Here is a 16,737-nt window from a genome sequence, read left to right as displayed (position 1 = left end):
GTATACCCCAGGTTTCCGGAAAATACCGCGAAACATCGAATGCCAAAGGACGAACCCAGTCTTTTTAAAGGTCGGGAGAAAAAAACGGCAATTCAAACGGAAAAAAATGACACTGCTCCAGTTGATGGTCTGGACGAAAAATAATGGGATACAATGAGTACTTTTTGTTCCGTAATGGTACTTTTTTAGGAGCCTTCCAATTGAGTTGGAAGGCTTTTTTTACTTTTTAACGAGTATCGAAAGGTAATTTTTGCCTTATCCTGCTAATTAATTGCCTTTTATCCTGGCAACCCTATTCCTTTTCATTTAATCATTACTCACCTTTTCCTGACCAATGCGTACGGACGACAATGCTACACAAAGCATCACGAAAGTGATTGCAGCCTCTTCACTGGGAACATTAATTGAATGGTATGATTTCTACATTTTCGGTAGCCTGGCCGTTATCATCGGGCATCAGCTATTTCCAAGCGACGCCGGGGCTTCGGCGTTGATCAATACACTGGCTATTTTCGCGGCTGGTTTTATCGTACGGCCTTTTGGTGCGCTGGTTTTTGGCCGGTTGGGCGATTTAATCGGACGGAAATATACTTTCCTGCTGACACTGGTTTTAATGGGAGGCTCCACGTTTCTGATCGGGCTGATTCCTTCCTATTCCAGCATCGGCTATGCCGCACCGATTCTTGTTTTGATATTAAGGTTGGTACAAGGCCTGGCACTTGGCGGAGAGTATGGCGGTGCCGCGACTTATGTTGCCGAACATGCGCCTGAGGGAAAACGCGGATTTTTTACAAGCTGGATCCAAACGACCGCTACGCTGGGTTTGTTTTTGTCTCTGGGCGTGATTGTGGGTACCAAAAATATTTTAGGTGCTGATGTTTTTGCCGACTGGGGCTGGCGAATCCCGTTTCTGCTTTCTATTTTATTAGTCGGTGTTTCGATATACATCCGGATGAAAATGCATGAGTCGCCGGTGTTCTCTAAATTGAAATCAGAAGGGAAAATTTCTGCAAATCCGTTAAAGGAAAGCTTTCAGAAAAAGGCGAACTTTAAAATGGTTTTACTTGCACTTTTCGGGGCAACGATGGGGCAGGGCGTGATCTGGTATACAGGGCAGTTTTATGCACAATCTTTTCTTGAAAATACCTGTAAACTTGATTTTAACGAATCGCGTTACATACTGTTATGGGCCATATTATTCGCCACGCCGTTTTTTGTCGTATTTGGTTCATGGAGCGACAAGGTAGGCCGAAAATGGATTATGCTTACGGGGATGTTACTTGGAATTATTTTCTACCGACCTATTTATCAGTATTTTATTGACGCTACCAACGTAGGTGAATTTCAGAAAACAGAATTGTTGTCTGTTTCGGAACCGGTTGTGACGCGTGCATTTTTGCAGGAAAAAGGAGACTCGCTTATCACGAGCGCGGTTGTAAAAACGTTAAAGGATGGCAGTACTTTCAAGGAGGTAAAAGTAGAAACCATTCATGCCGATCAGACATTGGCGGCTGTTGAACCGAAAATTTCCTTTGCGGATGTTACGCTGCCTTCAAGTACTTATTGGACGATCATTGCACTTGTATTTTTCCAGGTTTTACTCGTTACGATGGTTTACGGTCCGATCGCAGCTTTTCTGGTTGAATTGTTCCCAACACAGATTCGATACACGTCGATGTCTCTGCCTTATCATATCGGGAATGGTGTTTTTGGAGGATTAGTACCCTTTATCGCGACACTCGTTGCATCCTTTCAGGGGTCAACGCCTTTGTCGGGTCTGTGGTATCCGATCGGAATTGCTTCCCTTTCATTTATTATCGGGGCGGTTTATATCAATAACAAAGGTGATGAGAACGTGGCGGACTAGGCAATGAGTGCTCCCGGATTTTTATTTTGACATTTATCCAATAAATAACATGAACGCTTTAAAAAAATTATTAGGCATTGTCTGGATTGTGCTCGGACCCGTAATTATTCTATTTCTGGCCATGCAGGCCATCGAAAAAATTGCGGCTGCGGCAGAAGGAATTGACAGAACCAATACGACATTACAATGGTCGATTATCATCATCATCTTTATTCCGATTTGTGCGGGATTAATGATTTTTGGCTACTACGGGCTGAAAGGGGAATATGATCGTTTACCGCGAAGTTCAGAAGAGCTCTGATTTATCGGTTAATTGTTTTAAATTGTTGAGGGGATGAAGTCTTATTTTCTAACCCTTATATATTTATACTAAATCATTAAAACCGCTAAGATGATCGCTACGAAAGGTTATGCTGTTCATAACAGCAAGGATAAATTGGCTCATTGGGATTTTGAAAGAAGAGAACTGGGCCCGAAGGATGTCTTTATTGAAATTATTTTCAGTGGCGTTTGTCACTCCGATATTCACCAGGTGCGCGGCGAGTGGGGTAATTCGAAGTATCCGATGGTTCCCGGTCACGAAATTGTTGGACGAATTACGAAAGTAGGAACCGAAGTTTCTAAATTTCAGGTTGGAGAACTTGCCGGGATTGGCTGTATGGTTGATTCCTGCCGGGAGTGTAATAATTGCAAAGGCGGACACGAGCAGTTTTGTGAAAAGGGTCAGACTGTTTATACATACAACTCCGTGGAGCGTGACGGAATAACGCCAACTTATGGCGGTTATTCCAATCAGATTGTTTGTGATGAAGCCTTTGTGGTACACGTTTCGGAAAAGCTGCCGTTGGAAGGTGTGGCGCCGCTTTTGTGTGCGGGTATCACGACTTATTCTCCTTTAAAAAGGTGGAAGATCGGGCCTGGACATAAGGTAGCCGTTTTAGGTTTGGGCGGTTTAGGGCATATGGCGGTCAAGTTTGCCGTTGCTTTTGGTGCAGAGGTGACCGTGTTAAGCACATCACCATCAAAAGAGGCCGATGCAAGGCAGCTGGGCACGCATAAATTTTGCAATACCCGTGAGATATCACAGGTCAAAGAGCTGGGCAACTATTTCGATTTTATTGTTGACACGGTTTCCGCGCCGCATGATTATGATATGTACCTCAAATTGTTGCATACCAATGGGGTGATGATCTGCGTGGGAATACCACCAGAACCAATACAATTAACTGGTTTCTTGTTATTGGGAGAAAACAGAACGATTACGGGCTCGTCGATCGGAGGGATTGAAGAAACACAGGAAATGCTGGATTACTGTGCAGAACATAATATTGTTTCAGACGTGGAAGTCATTAATATCAATTACATCAACGAAGCTTACGAAAGAGTAATGAAAAGTGATGTAAAGTACCGGTTCGTGATTGATGTTGCTACTTTGTAGCGTATCGGTTTATAACTTATTGAACGGGACATAAAAACTTCTTCTTTTTCAGACCGGGTTTGTTATATTTATTGTTAAAGTAAATATGGCCGGATGGAGATAAACTCCGTCCGGGAATCAACAAAACCAGGAACATGAAAGAAGAAGTTTTTATTCTTGCCGCCGCCCGTACACCCATTGGCAGTTTTGGCGGCGCATTATCTTCCGTGCACGCCGCCCGTCTTGGTGCCGTTGCAATCAAAGGCGCCCTTCAAAAATCCTCAATTGCCCCGGATTTGGTGGATGAGGTATACATGGGTAATGTTATTGCTGCGAATTTGGGACAGGCCCCGGCGCGTCAGGCGGCTATTTTTGCAGGCTTGCCTTCCAGTGTTATTTGTACAACGGTCAATAAAGTTTGTGCTTCCGGGATGAAAGCGATGGCTTTCGCTTCGCAGACCATTCAGTTGGGGGATGCACAGGTTGTTGTAGCAGGAGGTATGGAGAATATGTCACAAATCCCATATTATTTGCCCAAAGCACGAAATGGTTATGGTTATGGACACGGCGAGGTGCTGGACGGATTGTTAAAAGACGGTCTGACCGATGTCTATGATCAGAGTGCCATGGGACTTTGCGGTGATAAAACGGCTTCAAAATATACAATAACCCGGGAGCAGCAGGATGAATTTGCCATCCGCTCTTACCGTTTGAGTGCAGAATCAAGTGAAAACGGATATTTTAAAAATGAAATTATTCCGGTAGAAATTCCTTCGCCGAAAGGTGCACCTTCCACTTTTGTTGAAGAAGATGAAGAATTTAAACGTGTTAAGTTTGAAAAAATACCTTCTTTAAAACCCGTCTTTTCACCTGAGGGAACGGTCACGGCTGCGAATGCTTCCACGATCAATGATGGTGCGGCGGCGCTTGTTCTTGCCAGTGCTGCGGTGGTTGCAAAGTCAGGGGTGAAACCCGTCGGAAGGATTGTTGCGTATGCGGATGCCGAGCAAGATCCATCCTGGTTTACCACAACGCCGGTTCTGGCGACGCATAAAGTGCTGAAAAAAGCGGTCTTGTCACTGTCGGATATCGATTATTTCGAGGTCAATGAAGCTTTTGCTGTCGTGGCGCTTTATTATATCAAAGAGCTTGGGCTGGATTTGCAAAAGGTTAATGTATTTGGCGGGGCGGTTTCCCTGGGGCATCCGCTCGGTGCATCCGGTGCCAGAATTGTTACAACGCTACTATCTGTTTTGGAACAAAAAAAAGGCAGATACGGTCTGGCTGCCATATGCAATGGTGGTGGCGGAGCTTCTGCCGTCATTATTGAAAGACTTTAAATCGTGTGATGATATAGCAACAAAAAATGCACCGGCGTCCGGTGCATTTTTTGTTGAAAAACCTTTTTTACTACCGGATAAGCACTTTCAGACGGTTGTAAAAACCTGTGCTTTTGAAAGTAAAAGTTTTATGCAGGATATAATTGCTGATAAAACTGAAACCCATCCCGACGATATAGCATATCATTTCATTGACGTTAACAAACTTTTTTGACCAGGGCAGCAGGTAATTGTACTGCTGAAAATAGTTGTCTGAAATGTAATAAGCACCCGTTGAAAAAATGTAGGTTACAAATCCTGAAAATACCGCAACCATTAAAAACTTCACCATTTCCCGTCGGGTCTGGTTGGTTTTACGCGCGTTAAACGCGAACAATTTTGTTAGGGCAAAACCGACAACGAAAGAGGCGGCGTAGGCAGGTAAAATAGATTCCTGAAATGTGAGTCCAAACCAATCTTTGAATAAACTACTGCAAAGCAACTGAACAACTGCCCCTGTTCCGGCTACAAGAAAATACGCAATTAAGTCTTTGGAATTAAAGATTTTACTCTTTGTCTTATCAGCCACCGGGCAATATGTTAGTTTTGAATAAAAGAAATATTGGGTCAATATTAGAAATAAATTGATCCTGAAACAAAGACCAATGCATAATTTGATTTAAAGGAAACAATTTATACCTTATCTTCAGGTAGTCGATATGTGACCAAAACACTACTTATTCGTCAAAGAAAATATTCAGACGCAGTCGTGAACCGGCCTGATTTTAATAGATTCATTATAAGCTGGTTTCTCGGGAAGTCGGATGTTTTTAAACCCAATTCTTAATTTTAGTCATACACGTTTATGAAAAAAGCTATTTTAATTTTTGCATTGTTTTTTACTTTTTCCATCGCCCATGCACAGCCTGAAAAATGGGCACTCGGTTTTAAACTGGGCGAGCCCGTCGGTGTTGTTCTCCGGAAATATGGAGACCGGAATGCCCTGGATGTTTCGATTGGAACTTATACGGGGCTGTTAAAAAGTAAAAAAACGTACAGAGCCGGTGAATATTCGAATATTGGTTTTATGATTAACGGAACTTATCTGTGGTACCTGCCGATGTTCAACGAAAAAATGCTGGCTTACGGTGGAGCGGGTGTTCAGATCAATTCGCGCCGTTATTATCCTAATCCAAACATTAAGGATGTACACACCAATAATATTTCCACCGGGCCTTCTGTAACGGCCGGTGTAGAATTTTTCTTTGCGCAGAAACCGGCATCATTTTTTATCGAAGGGGGAGGGTTTCTGGAGTTACTGCCCAAGGTATTTTATTTCAACCCGAATTTGAGTTTAGGATTGCGACATAACTTTTAAAACCCTGTTGTTGTATGCGTCGGATATCTATTTTCATCATAACCATTTTAGCGGCCTTACTTAATTTTTCCTGCGCGAATGTAAAAAGCAGCTTGAGTAGGTCAGATTCCTCGGGTTCCAGAAATTATTCGGGGCAGACGGATTACAGCAAAACGTCCCAGCAAAAGGACTCCGTGGCAGCGGTCAGATCTGCCGACGATGCTGGGCGGACTGAAAAGAAAAGTTATGCCACACCCGTCAGCAATACCGATAGCCGGGCAGCCAACGTGTCGGGACAAGGGGGCAAAGCGGAGAATAACCAGCGTTTGGTTGATCAATATGCCGAGATGGACAAGCTTGGCGAGTTGGTTTTGTACGAGCTCGATATCACAGAGCGCCGGAAAGACAGCCTTTTAGACCGCTTTAAAAATGCTTCTTCAAGTGAGCGGGAAAATATTACGCAGGAGCTTAACAAGCTCGATGGGAATCAGCTCACTTTGTATAAGGCCTATGTAAAGGTTTATAAAGAGGGAAAAACGGATTGGTCCGCTACGCGCAAGCAGGTAGAGGATACCCTTTTTAATATCCGTGGTATAGGCAATAAATAAAAATAAGGCTGTCGCAAAGCAAAAGCGGCAGCCTTATTTTTACCAGTTCGCTCCTTTTGTATTGGTTTTAATTCTGCACAAATACCCATCGACGGTCAGGTACAACATGGAACCATCGTTGCCCCATGCACAGTTGGAGGCAATTTCAAGTGTTTCTATTTTTCCGAGCAATTTACCCTCCGGTGAGATAATCAAAATACCGCCCGGACCCGATGTCCAGATATTTCCTTCAATATCCAGCTTGAAACCGTCAGGCAGGCCCGTAAGTCCGGTTTTGCTCATGGCGGTAGCATCATAAAATAATTTTCCTTTTCCCACTGAACCGTCGGCCAGTACAGGATATGCCATTAAAATCGCCTTTTCTGGGTCAGACTGACTGACGTACAGCGTTTTTCCATCGACTGAAAATGCCAGGCCATTTGGTCTTTGCAAATCGTTGATAATCATTTTTACCTCGCCCTTTGGCGTGATCTGATAAACGCCGAAATAGGGAGTTTCTCGCGAGGGGTCCTTTTCATAACCGGCCAGTCCGTAAGGCGGATCTGTAAAATAGTAGCTGCCATTGGCATGCTCAACAATATCGTTGGGGCTGTTGAACCGCTTTCCTTCGAAATGATCAGCCAGTGTAATTTTGCCGCCTTTGTTTAATGACATCGCTGAAATTCTCCTGTCTCCGTGTTCACAGGATACCAGTCTTCCTTTTTTATCAATCATCAACCCGTTGCTTCCCGGCTCATTGCTGTACTCGCCCAGGCCGGTATAACCCGACGGTTTTAAGAAAACGGAAAGCTCATTTTTTTCATCCCATTTGTATACCGTGTTTTTGGGGACATCCGAGAAAAGCAGATAACCGCCGTCCTTCACCCAAACAGGGCCCTCACACCAGACGAAACCCATGGCCAGTACTTCCAGTTTTGAATCTTTGGGCAGCAGCTTTTCTAGTCTGGGATCGTTGTAAGTAATTTTCCCTAATGTTGGATAAGCCTTTTGTGCGTGGCTAAAAGAGGCGAAAAGGGACTGTAATAAAAGGAAGAGGTATGTTGCTGATAATCTCATTTTACAGGACTGATCTGGTGTTCGATAGTTATCTGATAAAAAGAGCAGGCAGGCTTGTTCCCTACTGTATTTTAAATTTTTGTTCCGGGGTGTCCGGCGTTTTTATTAACAGAAGACTTCCAAATGGCGGAAGTTCCCATTTTTCTTTTGCATCCAATGTGGATGGGGCTGATGCAAAAAGTACATTTGCGAAATCCTTTTTACTTTCCGGCAAGCCAATAGATTTAACATCTGCGCTCAGGTTATGAATCATTAAAACCGGTTCGGTCGGATGTGTTCGGACGTACGCGATGATTTCGTCGTCGAGCGATTCCACTTCTTCGAGATTTGGATAAATAATCTGGGAAAGCGCCGGAGTATTTTTACGTATGGCAATGAGTTTTTTATAATGGTTGTATAGAGAGTCCTGATCCGTTTTTTGAACGGAAAGCGGGTGAATTGTTTTCAAAGTAGAAAATTCAGCCTGTTGCCAGTTGGTTTTATCGGGATCGTCTTCCTGTTCAGACCACAGGTAGGGTTCCCGGATATACGGATCGGGTTTTGTACCCAGCATCCCGATTTCCTCTCCGTAATAAATATAAGGCTGCCCAGGTAGGGTTAACAGCAGACAGGCCGCCAGTTTCATCTTTGCATGGCTGTTGTCGACAACACTGCCGATCCGGTCCTGATCGTGGTTGGTGAGCATAGTAGCATCTACAAATTCGGGGTTATAGGTCTCAAACTGCTGGTAACTTGCCAGGAGCTGCTGAACAATATTCTCATCCTTCTCCTGAATCAGGATACGTTGTAGGGCAAAACTCAGATCAAAATGGAAGGTGGCATTCAGGCTTTGCAGGTAGGGAGCGACTTCGTGCGTTTCTGCCCAAACTTCTGCGACCGTATAGGAACCGGGTTTTACTTTCTGAACAATCTGATTAAAATACGCCCAGAAATGCAGATTTTTTTCGCTTTCCCAAATGGGGTAAATATGCCTGGCTGCATCCAGCCGAAAGCCATCAATACCGATTTCAACAAGCCAGAAAGTGATAATTTTTTCCAGTTCTTTTTTTAACGACTCGGAATCATAATTCAGATCAGGCATACCTTTCCAGAAAAGTCCGTAATATTTTTCGGGGTCTCCCGGAATTTCATGCCATGGACAGACTTCATCCGAATCATCGGAAGTCTGGCGTTCGGCGACGCCAAGCTCCTCAATTTTTACCGGAGGCAGCCACCAGTAAAAGTTCCGGTAAGGATTGTCTTTTCCTTTGCTTGCTTCTGCAAACCAGGGATGATAGGTACTGGTGTGATTGACAATCAGGTCCAGGTAAACGGCAATGTTTCTTTTGTGTGCTTCGGTGAGAAGCCGTTTGAAATCAGCCATCGTCCCAAACTCAGGTTCGATAGCATAGTAGTCAACCGGATCATACTTGTGGTAACTCGGCGATGGATGAATAGGCGTGAGCCAGATACATTCAATGCCCAGGTCGCTCAGGTAATCGAGTCTCGAAATAATTCCGTTTAAATCACCAATTCCATCGCCGTTCGAGTCGCAAAAGGACCGGACAAATATTTCATAGCAAACGCGTGGAATAAATTTGGGAAGTGCCGGACGCATCAGAATGGTTGTAAAATTTAGACTGTGATACTTATTATCAGGACTATATTTTAATAAAAGGTTTTAAAAGCTGGTAAACGATATGAACCGGCAATCCCATAATGGTATAAAAGGAACCTTCGATCCGTTCGATGCCGATCATGCCGATCCATTCCTGAATTCCGTAACCGCCGGCCTTGTCAAAGGGCTTGTAATGCTCAATATAATGGTTTATTTCCCTTTTATCTAATGTACGAAATGTTACCTGGGCCGTATCAGACACGGTGTGAATGCTGTTATCAGCCAGTAAACTGACTGCTGTGATCACTTCATGGATTGTTCCCGACAGCATATTGAGCATTTTTAGCGCTTCCTGACAATCCTCTGGTTTATTGAGAATTGTATCGCCGATGATCACGACGGTGTCAGCCGTTAAAACCAGTTTTTCCGGATGTAAGGCGATGAACATTTCTGCTTTTTGCGCTGAAATGTAAGCGGCCACTTCACTGGTAGGCATGTTTTTTGGGAAAGTTTCATCGGTTGGGATGACTTCAACTTCAAAATCAAATCCTGTTTCCTGTAATAATTGTTTTCTACGGGGTGAGTTGGAGGCAAGGATTAAAGGTCTTGATAAGGGGAACATATTTTTTTATGAGAAAATTATTCTTAATAATATACTTGTAATCAGTCTGTTGTGTGTTTTGTATAAATGAAATGAAAAATATTTTCAAATATTTTTCAAGCACGTGAACTTAATCGAGTTAGATAGATGTTTTAACATTATATGTATATACACAGTATTGCATTTGAACGATTTAAGCTATGTCAATAGAAACCGATATAAAACAAATAAAATTTCGAAGCCCATATCAGCGCTTGGCGCTCAACTTGATTTATACCAGCAATTGGATTCAATACCAGCAGGTTGATGGTTTTCGTGAACACGATATTACTTCGCAACAATACAATGTTTTACGGATTTTGCGCGGACAATATCCCAGCCCGATCAAAGTTAGTGATATTGCCGAGCGAATGCTCGATAAAAATTCCAATACCTCGCGGTTGATCGATAAGTTGCTGGTGAAAAAGCTGGCGGACAGAAAATCCTGCTCCAATGACCGTCGTGCCGTGGATGTGATTATTACGGAAGCAGGTTTGGAACTTTTAAAAAAACTGGACCCGATGGTGGACGAATGGGATAACAATATGAATGCCATTACCCATGAAGAGGCTGATCTGATCAGCTCGTTGCTTGACAAAATACGCGAATCAAAAAATAACAACTAATCAATAAAAACAAACAACTCAATTTAATTTTAATCATGACTACAATGAATTCTTTAAAATCGTTTGCTGCTTCTGTTGCGGTTTCTTTGTTCACATTTACTGCGGTTTCTGCTGCTGATGGAAAAGTTAAGGCTACCAACCTTAAAGTTGATGCTACTAAAAGTGATTTAGTTTGGACAGGTAAAAAAGTTACTGGCGAGCACACAGGTAAAATTACTTTGAAAGAAGGTGCTGTGACTTTGGACGGTGCAAAATTGACTGGCGGTAAATTTGTTGCTGACCTTAACAGCATCACTTGTACTGACCTTACTGACAAAGAATACAACGGTAAATTGATCGGTCACTTGAAATCAGAAGATTTCTTTGGTGTTGAAAAACACCCAACGGCTTCATTCGTAGTTACAAAAGCGGTTGTAAAATCTGCTGGTACTTACGATGTAACGGGTAACCTTACGATCAAAGGAATTACTAAGCCTGTAACTTTCCCTGTAACGGTGAAACCAACTGCAACAGGTGCTGATGTAACTGGTAAATTGGTTGTTGACCGTTCTAAATACGACATTAAATACAACTCAAAATCATTCTTTGATGCTTCTGCTTTAGGAGATAAAATGATCAATGATGATTTCGTAATTGATATCAAATTGGTTGCAGTTAAATAATTGCTGCCCAGACGAAATTAGAATAACCCTCTTGGAGAAGTCTGTCGGCGTAATGCCCGGCAGACTTTTTTGTTTTGATGAGCCAGACTTAATTCCACTCTTTGTAAAAAGGAAAATCATTCAAAAACTGAATTCTGCCGTCGCTGGCCTTGAAACAATAATGGCTCATGCCATTTGTGACGGCAAGATAGGCGGGTTGGAGCGTGAAATTGTAACGGCTGATCTGCGCAAAAGTGGCTTCGGTTACGGGAATGAACGGTGCTTTACATTCGACCAAAAGAAACGGAGTACTTTCTTTGGAAAGAATCATAATATCGGTCCGCTTAGCGAGTGTATGGTAGCGCATACCGGTTTCAATGGCAAAAAGCGATTTTGGATAGCCGTAATGGTTGATCAGCAAGTGAATAAAATGTTGACGGACCCATTCTTCAGGCGTTAAGGATACAAATTTTCTTCGTATTATGTCAAAAATATAGGGTTTGCCGTTGACGTCCTTTACTTTGTATTCGAAAACCGGCAGATTTAATGATTCCATAAACGAAGATACTCAACACGGTTTCCGAAGCCAACAAACACAAGAAAATGATGACAACAAAAGAGCAAATCGTAGAAAACTGGCTTCCACGTTATACGGGCACAGCCGTTGAAGATTTTGGGAATTATATATTGCTGACCAATTTTGTTAATTACGTGACCATGTTTGCCGAGAAATTCGGCGTGGAAATAAAAGGGCAGGGCAGGGCCATGCAAACGGCCACAGCCAATGATATTACCATCATCAACTTTGGTATGGGCAGCCCGATGGCAGCTACGGTCATGGATCTACTTTCGGCCATCAGCCCCAAAGCCGTCCTTTTTCTGGGGAAATGCGGAGGATTGAAAAAAACACAGGTCGGTGATCTTATCCTGCCAATCGCGGCGATTCGTGGCGAAGGAACAAGCGACGATTATATGCCAAGTGAAATTCCTGCATTACCGTCTTTCCGTTTGCAAAGTACGGTTTCAGCCAGCATTGCAAAACATAAGCTGGATTACTGGACGGGCACTGTTTACACGACAAACCGGAGGATCTGGGAGCATGATGATTCCTTTAAGGAATATCTTAGAGAAATCCGGGCGATGGCCATAGATATGGAAACCGCCACGATCTTCATTGTTGGTTTTGCCAACGCGATTCCTCATGGCGCATTGCTTCTGGTTTCAGACAATCCGATGGTACCGGAAGGTGTAAAAACGGAAGAAAGTGATAAAAAAGTGACCGCTGACTATGTGACAACGCATTTGGAAATTGGCATCGAAGCCTTGACTGAACTGGCGAAATCAGGCGAATCGGTAAAACATTTAAGATTTGAGTAAATTTGTAAAATTCAAAAGATAAGATCGCCGGGAGATTTTTAAACTATAAAGAATTAACCGCTGTTGTGTTACGCATAGATACATTGAAAATAGATCTCAATCATAAACAAACTGCAAATACAGTTGTGGTCAGATGATTGAATAAATTATACGTTAGTTTACCCATGGAAAGTGCATCATTATACGACCGTATCGGCGGGGAAGAGACATTGAGAATTTTGACAGACCGGTTTTATGATCATGTGTTTGCGCATGAATTAATTTCACGGCTTTTCAAAAGTGATAAAGAGGAGATTAAGGAAAAACAACGTCTTTTTCTGACGCAGTTTTTAGGTGGCCCCGCATTATATTCAGAAGTACACGGGCATCCCAGGTTACGCGCCAGACATTTACCGCACCCGATAAGCGAAGAAGATGCCATAGCCTGGCTCACCTGCATGGACAGGGCTATTTCGGCATTAGATATTACGGACGATCTGAAAAAAGAATTGTTCGGCCGGTTTCCCCAATCGGCCATGTTTATGGTAAACAGCTGATTTACTCCGTTTTTTATGAAATTCCACAAACCTAATATGCTAAATATTAGGTTGTGTAGTTTATGTAAATAGCTTATTTATAGTGTATTAGTTTTATTTAATGTAATAGAGTTGATAATTATTATTGATAAAAATTACTATTTCAATAATTTTTAGGCTAATTTCAATTAAAAATTACGCCTCCGTCAATCTATTCTTAAAAAGGATACGTATATGTGAAATATACGTAGACCGACCCACCTGCGAGAATGAAAGTTTTCACAATTTTATCCTCTCTATTAGTTATGAATATGATTATTGAGTTTTTTCTTCGGAGTCTTATCGGTATAGTTTTACTCGCCGCTTTAATGATCACCACCGTTTTACTGGCGCCTGTACACTTATTGCTCATGTTGTTTGGCTCGATCAGGGAAAATGATGTCAGTTCGCAATGGGTCTGGTAAGCAGTTGATTATATCTTGCAAGAAGGCTCTATTATAAGAAGCATATCAGTGAGCCGTCTCTGCGGACCCAATTATAAATTCATCTTTCGTGTTTTGAGTAAGCTGTTGCCAAGGGGCTTTCAGGCCATCATTGGCAATGGAATCAATTCTTTTAGAATAAGGCAATAAATCAAAAGAACAAGAATTGCTTACCTTTGCGGCATGAATTTTAAAGAGCAACTGATAAATTACCCCATACTTGAAATAGTGGCCCGGGCTTCTGCTGAGCTGGGTGTTGAAGCATATATTATTGGCGGGTTTGTTCGTGACTTAATATTAAAAAGGCCAAGTAAAGATATTGATATTGTTTCCATTGGCAGTGGAATTGAGCTGGCTGAGCTTGTGGCACAGCAGCTTGGACCGGATGTGCATGTAAGTATTTTTAAAACTTTCGGTACCGCGCAGATCCGTCAGGGAGACCTGGAAATTGAATTTGTTGGTGCCAGAAAAGAATCTTATAGTCCTGATTCACGGAAACCTGCCGTGGAAGATGGTACACTTAAAGACGACCAGAACCGTAGAGATTTTACGATCAATGCCATGGGGATAAGTCTGATGCGCAATACCTTTGGAGATTTGATTGATCCTTTTGAGGGCATGCGGGATCTGCGCAAGAAAATTATCCGAACACCACTTGAACCGGGAATAACCTTTTCTGACGATCCTCTGCGTATGATGCGGGCGATCCGTTTTGCATCCCAGCTGAATTTTGATATCGAACCGGATACTTTTGATGCGATCATCGGCATGAAGGACCGTATTGGTATTGTTTCGATGGAAAGGATCTCGGATGAGTTGAATAAAATTGTGCTTTCACCTGTGCCTTCCTATGGCTTTAAGCTGCTTTTTCATGCCGGACTTCTGCATATTATTTTTCCGGAGATGATCGAATTGCTGGGGGTGGAAACCATCGATGGAAAGGGGCACAAGGATAATTTCTATCACACGTTGCAGGTTTTGGATAACGTATCGGAAAACACAAACGATCTGTGGTTACGCTGGGCGGCGATTTTGCATGATATTGCCAAACCGGCTACGAAACGTTTTGATAAAAAAGTAGGATGGACCTTTCATAACCATGAAGAAATCGGGGCCAGGATGGTTCCGGTGATTTTTAGGCGGATGAAGCTGCCGCAAAACGAGAAAATGCGTTTTGTGAAAAAACTGGTACGATTGCACTTACGCCCGATTGTTTTATCAAAGGAGGAAATTACTGATTCTGCGATGAGGCGGTTACTGGTAGAAGCTGGTGAAGATATTGAAGCATTAATGAAACTTTGCCGGGCCGACATAACGTCGAAAAATCCGGATAAGGTCAAGCGCTTTTTGCACAATTTTGATATCGTCGAACAAAAGCTGAAAGACCTGGAAGAGCGTGATAAGCTGCGAAGTTTCCAGCCTGTGATCACCGGCGAAATCATTATTGAAACTTTTGGCCTGAAACCATCACGTGAAGTGGGGATCATGAAAGAAATTATCCGCGAAGCTATTCTGGAAGGGATTATTCCGAACGAATATGAGCAGGCATATGCTTTTATGGTAGAAGAAGGCAAGAAAATGGGGCTTTCTGTCCAGTAAATGGCCATATTATGTAAAGAGTACGTTGGATAAATTCACGTATTTTCTATTTTTGCACACCTAAATAAACCGAATAAATCCCTTCATAATTATTCAAGATGGAAAGTACACAGTTTAAACGTTTTTTTGGCGCACTCCTTACCCTTCTTGGCATTGCGGTTTTGTTGTTCGCATGTGTAGCATTTCTTTCTGAAAAACCGGTTTTGGGGCTTACAGTGTCCAAATGGGAATCTGTCGTTCCATTTTTAGTAGGTTCTGTTTTTTTGCTGACGGGTGTGAATCTGATCAGCAGAATCTAAAACGGACGCACAAGCGCAGCGCCAACCACACAATCCAGACACTTTTTTGCCGAACAATAATGATTGTACCAGCCGATAAGGGCCTGGGAATCCGCAGCAGTTTTAACTTTCATCCCCAGCGTCTCCCATGTTCTGGTGATGTGGTTGTTTTCTGCCGGTATTTCGGACAACCAGCTCAATGCTTTATCCAGTAAATCCGGTTTTTGACGATGCCTCGAATATGCTACTAAAATGGGGACTGCTGCATTGATGATCAATAAATTAATGGCATCTTTGCCCATCACTGGGACGGTGTTTTTGGACGGTTTCCCAAATTGGAAATGATGAATCCAATAGTCTGATTGCTTTGATTCAAATAGGCAGTGAAGATCTTTTACTTTTTTTGCAGTCGTTAATGTTGAAAATAAAGCGCTGTTGCGGTTGAGCAAACTGGCAAATTGGGAGAGCCGGATGGTGGGAAAACCAGATGGTCTTAGACGAAGAAATTTAAATTCATGTGCATTCATTTGTAAATCAGTAAGGCCGTATTTATTCGCCATGAAGTTGTATTCTCTTCGTAGATCCGTTGCGTAAACTTCATCCACATCGTCGGATAAATCAGGAATGAGTCCGGCGGTCCCGAAGAGTAACGCTTCAAGCTGTATGATTTGACCGCGATGTTTTTGCAAAACTTTCAGGGGAATAATCTGCGTCAGCCTTAAAAATGCAGGGTCGTTAAGCTTGAAACCAAAATGCTGTCCGAGCCATTGATAGGTTGTTTCTTCCCAATCCTGTTGATTGGCTTGGAATAATTGAAGTACTTTGGAAGCCTTTTCGTCGAGCCTTTCCAGCAGCACCTTATCAAGCATTGAAAATTTTTGCAGTGCACCGACGCTTGGAAACTGTTCTGCACAAGGAATTGCATCGGCATTGTATCGCTCTTCGGCATGTATCAAATTGGCATATCGTTCCAGGATGGATAATCTGACAAGGCCTTTGAGGGACAAAACCGGCAGGATAGTACCGTCCGGGCGGTGGATAGGTTTATCGTTTTCCCAGACGACATGCAGAATAACACTTTCATAGGCAGCGTCGTTATTGTGCTGGTGTGAAAGCCAGTCCGAAGAAATGGTGTGAATTTCAACCGAACCGACCCATTCCACGCCATCGATACGAATACGGGCGCCAGAAAAATCCGGACCTGCGTTGGTATTACGATGTCCCGTCCGTAAAATATCAATATTTTCACCTGCTTCGGTATGTAAATCTGAGGCATCAAAATATTGGAATTGCCATATAAAACTGAGCAGATCTTCATTCATGGTAATTTCAGATAGTATGTGTTAAAAAAATATCCA

19 protein-coding genes are annotated in these 16,737 nt (G+C 42.7%); 13 read left to right on the top strand and 6 right to left on the bottom strand.

Features of this window, described 5'->3' with window-relative positions:
• The first annotated feature begins 334 nt into the window (after positions 1-334).
• The 4 genes from RB622_RS01300 (at position 335) to RB622_RS01285 (ending at position 4,624) form a co-directional block, all read left to right on the top strand.
• Positions 335-1,867, top strand: a complete 1,533-nt coding sequence (locus tag RB622_RS01300; RefSeq protein WP_308044672.1) for an MFS transporter — start codon at positions 335-337, stop codon at positions 1,865-1,867.
• Between the two features lie 49 nt (positions 1,868-1,916).
• Positions 1,917-2,168 (top strand): DUF6814 family protein, encoded by a 252-nt coding sequence (locus RB622_RS01295; protein ID WP_308044671.1) that lies wholly within the window; start codon positions 1,917-1,919, stop codon positions 2,166-2,168.
• A gap of 90 nt (positions 2,169-2,258) precedes the next feature.
• Positions 2,259-3,305: an NAD(P)-dependent alcohol dehydrogenase gene (locus RB622_RS01290; RefSeq protein ID WP_308044670.1), complete on the top strand. Its 1,047-nt coding sequence runs from the start codon at positions 2,259-2,261 to the stop codon at positions 3,303-3,305.
• Positions 3,306-3,439: 134 nt separating this feature from the next.
• Positions 3,440-4,624, top strand: a complete 1,185-nt coding sequence (locus tag RB622_RS01285) for an acetyl-CoA C-acyltransferase (RefSeq protein ID WP_308044669.1) — start codon at positions 3,440-3,442, stop codon at positions 4,622-4,624.
• Positions 4,625-4,694: 70 nt separating this feature from the next.
• Here the strand turns inward: RB622_RS01285 and RB622_RS01280 are convergent, their stop codons facing one another.
• Positions 4,695-5,192, bottom strand: coding sequence for a GtrA family protein (locus RB622_RS01280; RefSeq protein WP_308044668.1), 498 nt, complete (start codon positions 5,190-5,192; stop codon positions 4,695-4,697).
• Between the two features lie 276 nt (positions 5,193-5,468).
• Here RB622_RS01280 and RB622_RS01275 point away from each other — a divergent pair, with 276 nt between their 5' ends.
• Together RB622_RS01275 and RB622_RS01270 are read left to right on the top strand one after the other, a co-directional pair.
• Positions 5,469-5,981: a hypothetical protein gene (locus RB622_RS01275; protein WP_308044667.1), complete on the top strand. Its 513-nt coding sequence runs from the start codon at positions 5,469-5,471 to the stop codon at positions 5,979-5,981.
• A 14-nt stretch (positions 5,982-5,995) separates the two neighbouring features.
• Positions 5,996-6,568, top strand: coding sequence for a hypothetical protein (locus RB622_RS01270; RefSeq protein WP_308044666.1), 573 nt, complete (start codon positions 5,996-5,998; stop codon positions 6,566-6,568).
• 39 nt (positions 6,569-6,607) lie between these two features.
• Here RB622_RS01270 and RB622_RS01265 read toward each other — a convergent pair whose 3' ends face one another.
• The 3 genes from RB622_RS01265 to RB622_RS01255 all read right to left on the bottom strand — a co-directional run bounded on the left by RB622_RS01265 (position 6,608) and on the right by RB622_RS01255 (position 9,843).
• Complete coding sequence (locus RB622_RS01265; RefSeq protein ID WP_308044665.1) at positions 6,608-7,624, bottom strand: SMP-30/gluconolactonase/LRE family protein; 1,017 nt, start codon at positions 7,622-7,624, stop codon at positions 6,608-6,610.
• A gap of 61 nt (positions 7,625-7,685) precedes the next feature.
• Entirely contained in the window at positions 7,686-9,221 is a 1,536-nt protein-coding gene (locus RB622_RS01260) for an alpha-amylase family glycosyl hydrolase (RefSeq protein ID WP_308044664.1), read from the bottom strand.
• Positions 9,222-9,264: 43 nt separating this feature from the next.
• Positions 9,265-9,843: a Maf family protein gene (locus RB622_RS01255; RefSeq protein WP_308044663.1), complete on the bottom strand. Its 579-nt coding sequence runs from the start codon at positions 9,841-9,843 to the stop codon at positions 9,265-9,267.
• Between the two features lie 179 nt (positions 9,844-10,022).
• Here RB622_RS01255 and RB622_RS01250 point away from each other — a divergent pair, with 179 nt between their 5' ends.
• Together RB622_RS01250 and RB622_RS01245 are read left to right on the top strand one after the other, a co-directional pair.
• A complete protein-coding gene (locus tag RB622_RS01250; RefSeq protein WP_308044662.1) occupies positions 10,023-10,487 on the top strand; it encodes a MarR family transcriptional regulator in 465 nt (154 codons plus the stop codon).
• A gap of 44 nt (positions 10,488-10,531) precedes the next feature.
• Positions 10,532-11,149 carry a YceI family protein gene (locus RB622_RS01245; protein ID WP_308044661.1) on the top strand — a complete coding sequence of 206 codons (618 nt, stop codon included), beginning with the start codon at positions 10,532-10,534 and terminating at the stop codon, positions 11,147-11,149.
• Between the two features lie 88 nt (positions 11,150-11,237).
• On the opposite strand, the gene RB622_RS01240 is transcribed toward RB622_RS01245, so the two are convergent.
• Positions 11,238-11,684, bottom strand: coding sequence for a type I restriction enzyme HsdR N-terminal domain-containing protein (locus RB622_RS01240; RefSeq protein ID WP_308044660.1), 447 nt, complete (start codon positions 11,682-11,684; stop codon positions 11,238-11,240).
• A 50-nt stretch (positions 11,685-11,734) separates the two neighbouring features.
• On the opposite strand from RB622_RS01240, the gene RB622_RS01235 reads away from it, so the two are divergent.
• The 5 genes from RB622_RS01235 (at position 11,735) to RB622_RS01215 (ending at position 15,400) form a co-directional block, all read left to right on the top strand.
• Positions 11,735-12,505: an AMP nucleosidase gene (locus tag RB622_RS01235; RefSeq protein WP_254412053.1), complete on the top strand. Its 771-nt coding sequence runs from the start codon at positions 11,735-11,737 to the stop codon at positions 12,503-12,505.
• 164 nt (positions 12,506-12,669) lie between these two features.
• Positions 12,670-13,041: a globin gene (locus RB622_RS01230; RefSeq protein WP_308044659.1), complete on the top strand. Its 372-nt coding sequence runs from the start codon at positions 12,670-12,672 to the stop codon at positions 13,039-13,041.
• Between the two features lie 284 nt (positions 13,042-13,325).
• On the top strand, positions 13,326-13,484 hold the full coding sequence (locus RB622_RS01225; RefSeq protein WP_308044658.1) for a hypothetical protein: 159 nt from the start codon (positions 13,326-13,328) through the stop codon (positions 13,482-13,484).
• 201 nt (positions 13,485-13,685) lie between these two features.
• Entirely contained in the window at positions 13,686-15,101 is a 1,416-nt protein-coding gene (locus RB622_RS01220; RefSeq protein ID WP_308044657.1) for an HD domain-containing protein, read from the top strand.
• A gap of 98 nt (positions 15,102-15,199) precedes the next feature.
• Positions 15,200-15,400 (top strand): hypothetical protein, encoded by a 201-nt coding sequence (locus tag RB622_RS01215; RefSeq protein WP_254411293.1) that lies wholly within the window; start codon positions 15,200-15,202, stop codon positions 15,398-15,400.
• Here RB622_RS01215 and RB622_RS01210 read toward each other — a convergent pair.
• Entirely contained in the window at positions 15,397-16,701 is a 1,305-nt protein-coding gene (locus tag RB622_RS01210) for a DUF2851 family protein (protein WP_308044656.1), read from the bottom strand. The two genes, RB622_RS01215 and RB622_RS01210, sit on opposite strands and share 4 nt — an antisense overlap.
• Between the last annotated feature and the right edge of the window lie 36 nt (positions 16,702-16,737).

Source organism: Dyadobacter sp. LHD-138 (assembly GCF_030929615.1).
Lineage (GTDB): Bacteria > Bacteroidota > Bacteroidia > Cytophagales > Spirosomataceae > Dyadobacter.
The sequence above is the reverse complement of the archived record's forward strand: the minus strand, read 5'-3'. Positions and strand labels throughout refer to the sequence as shown.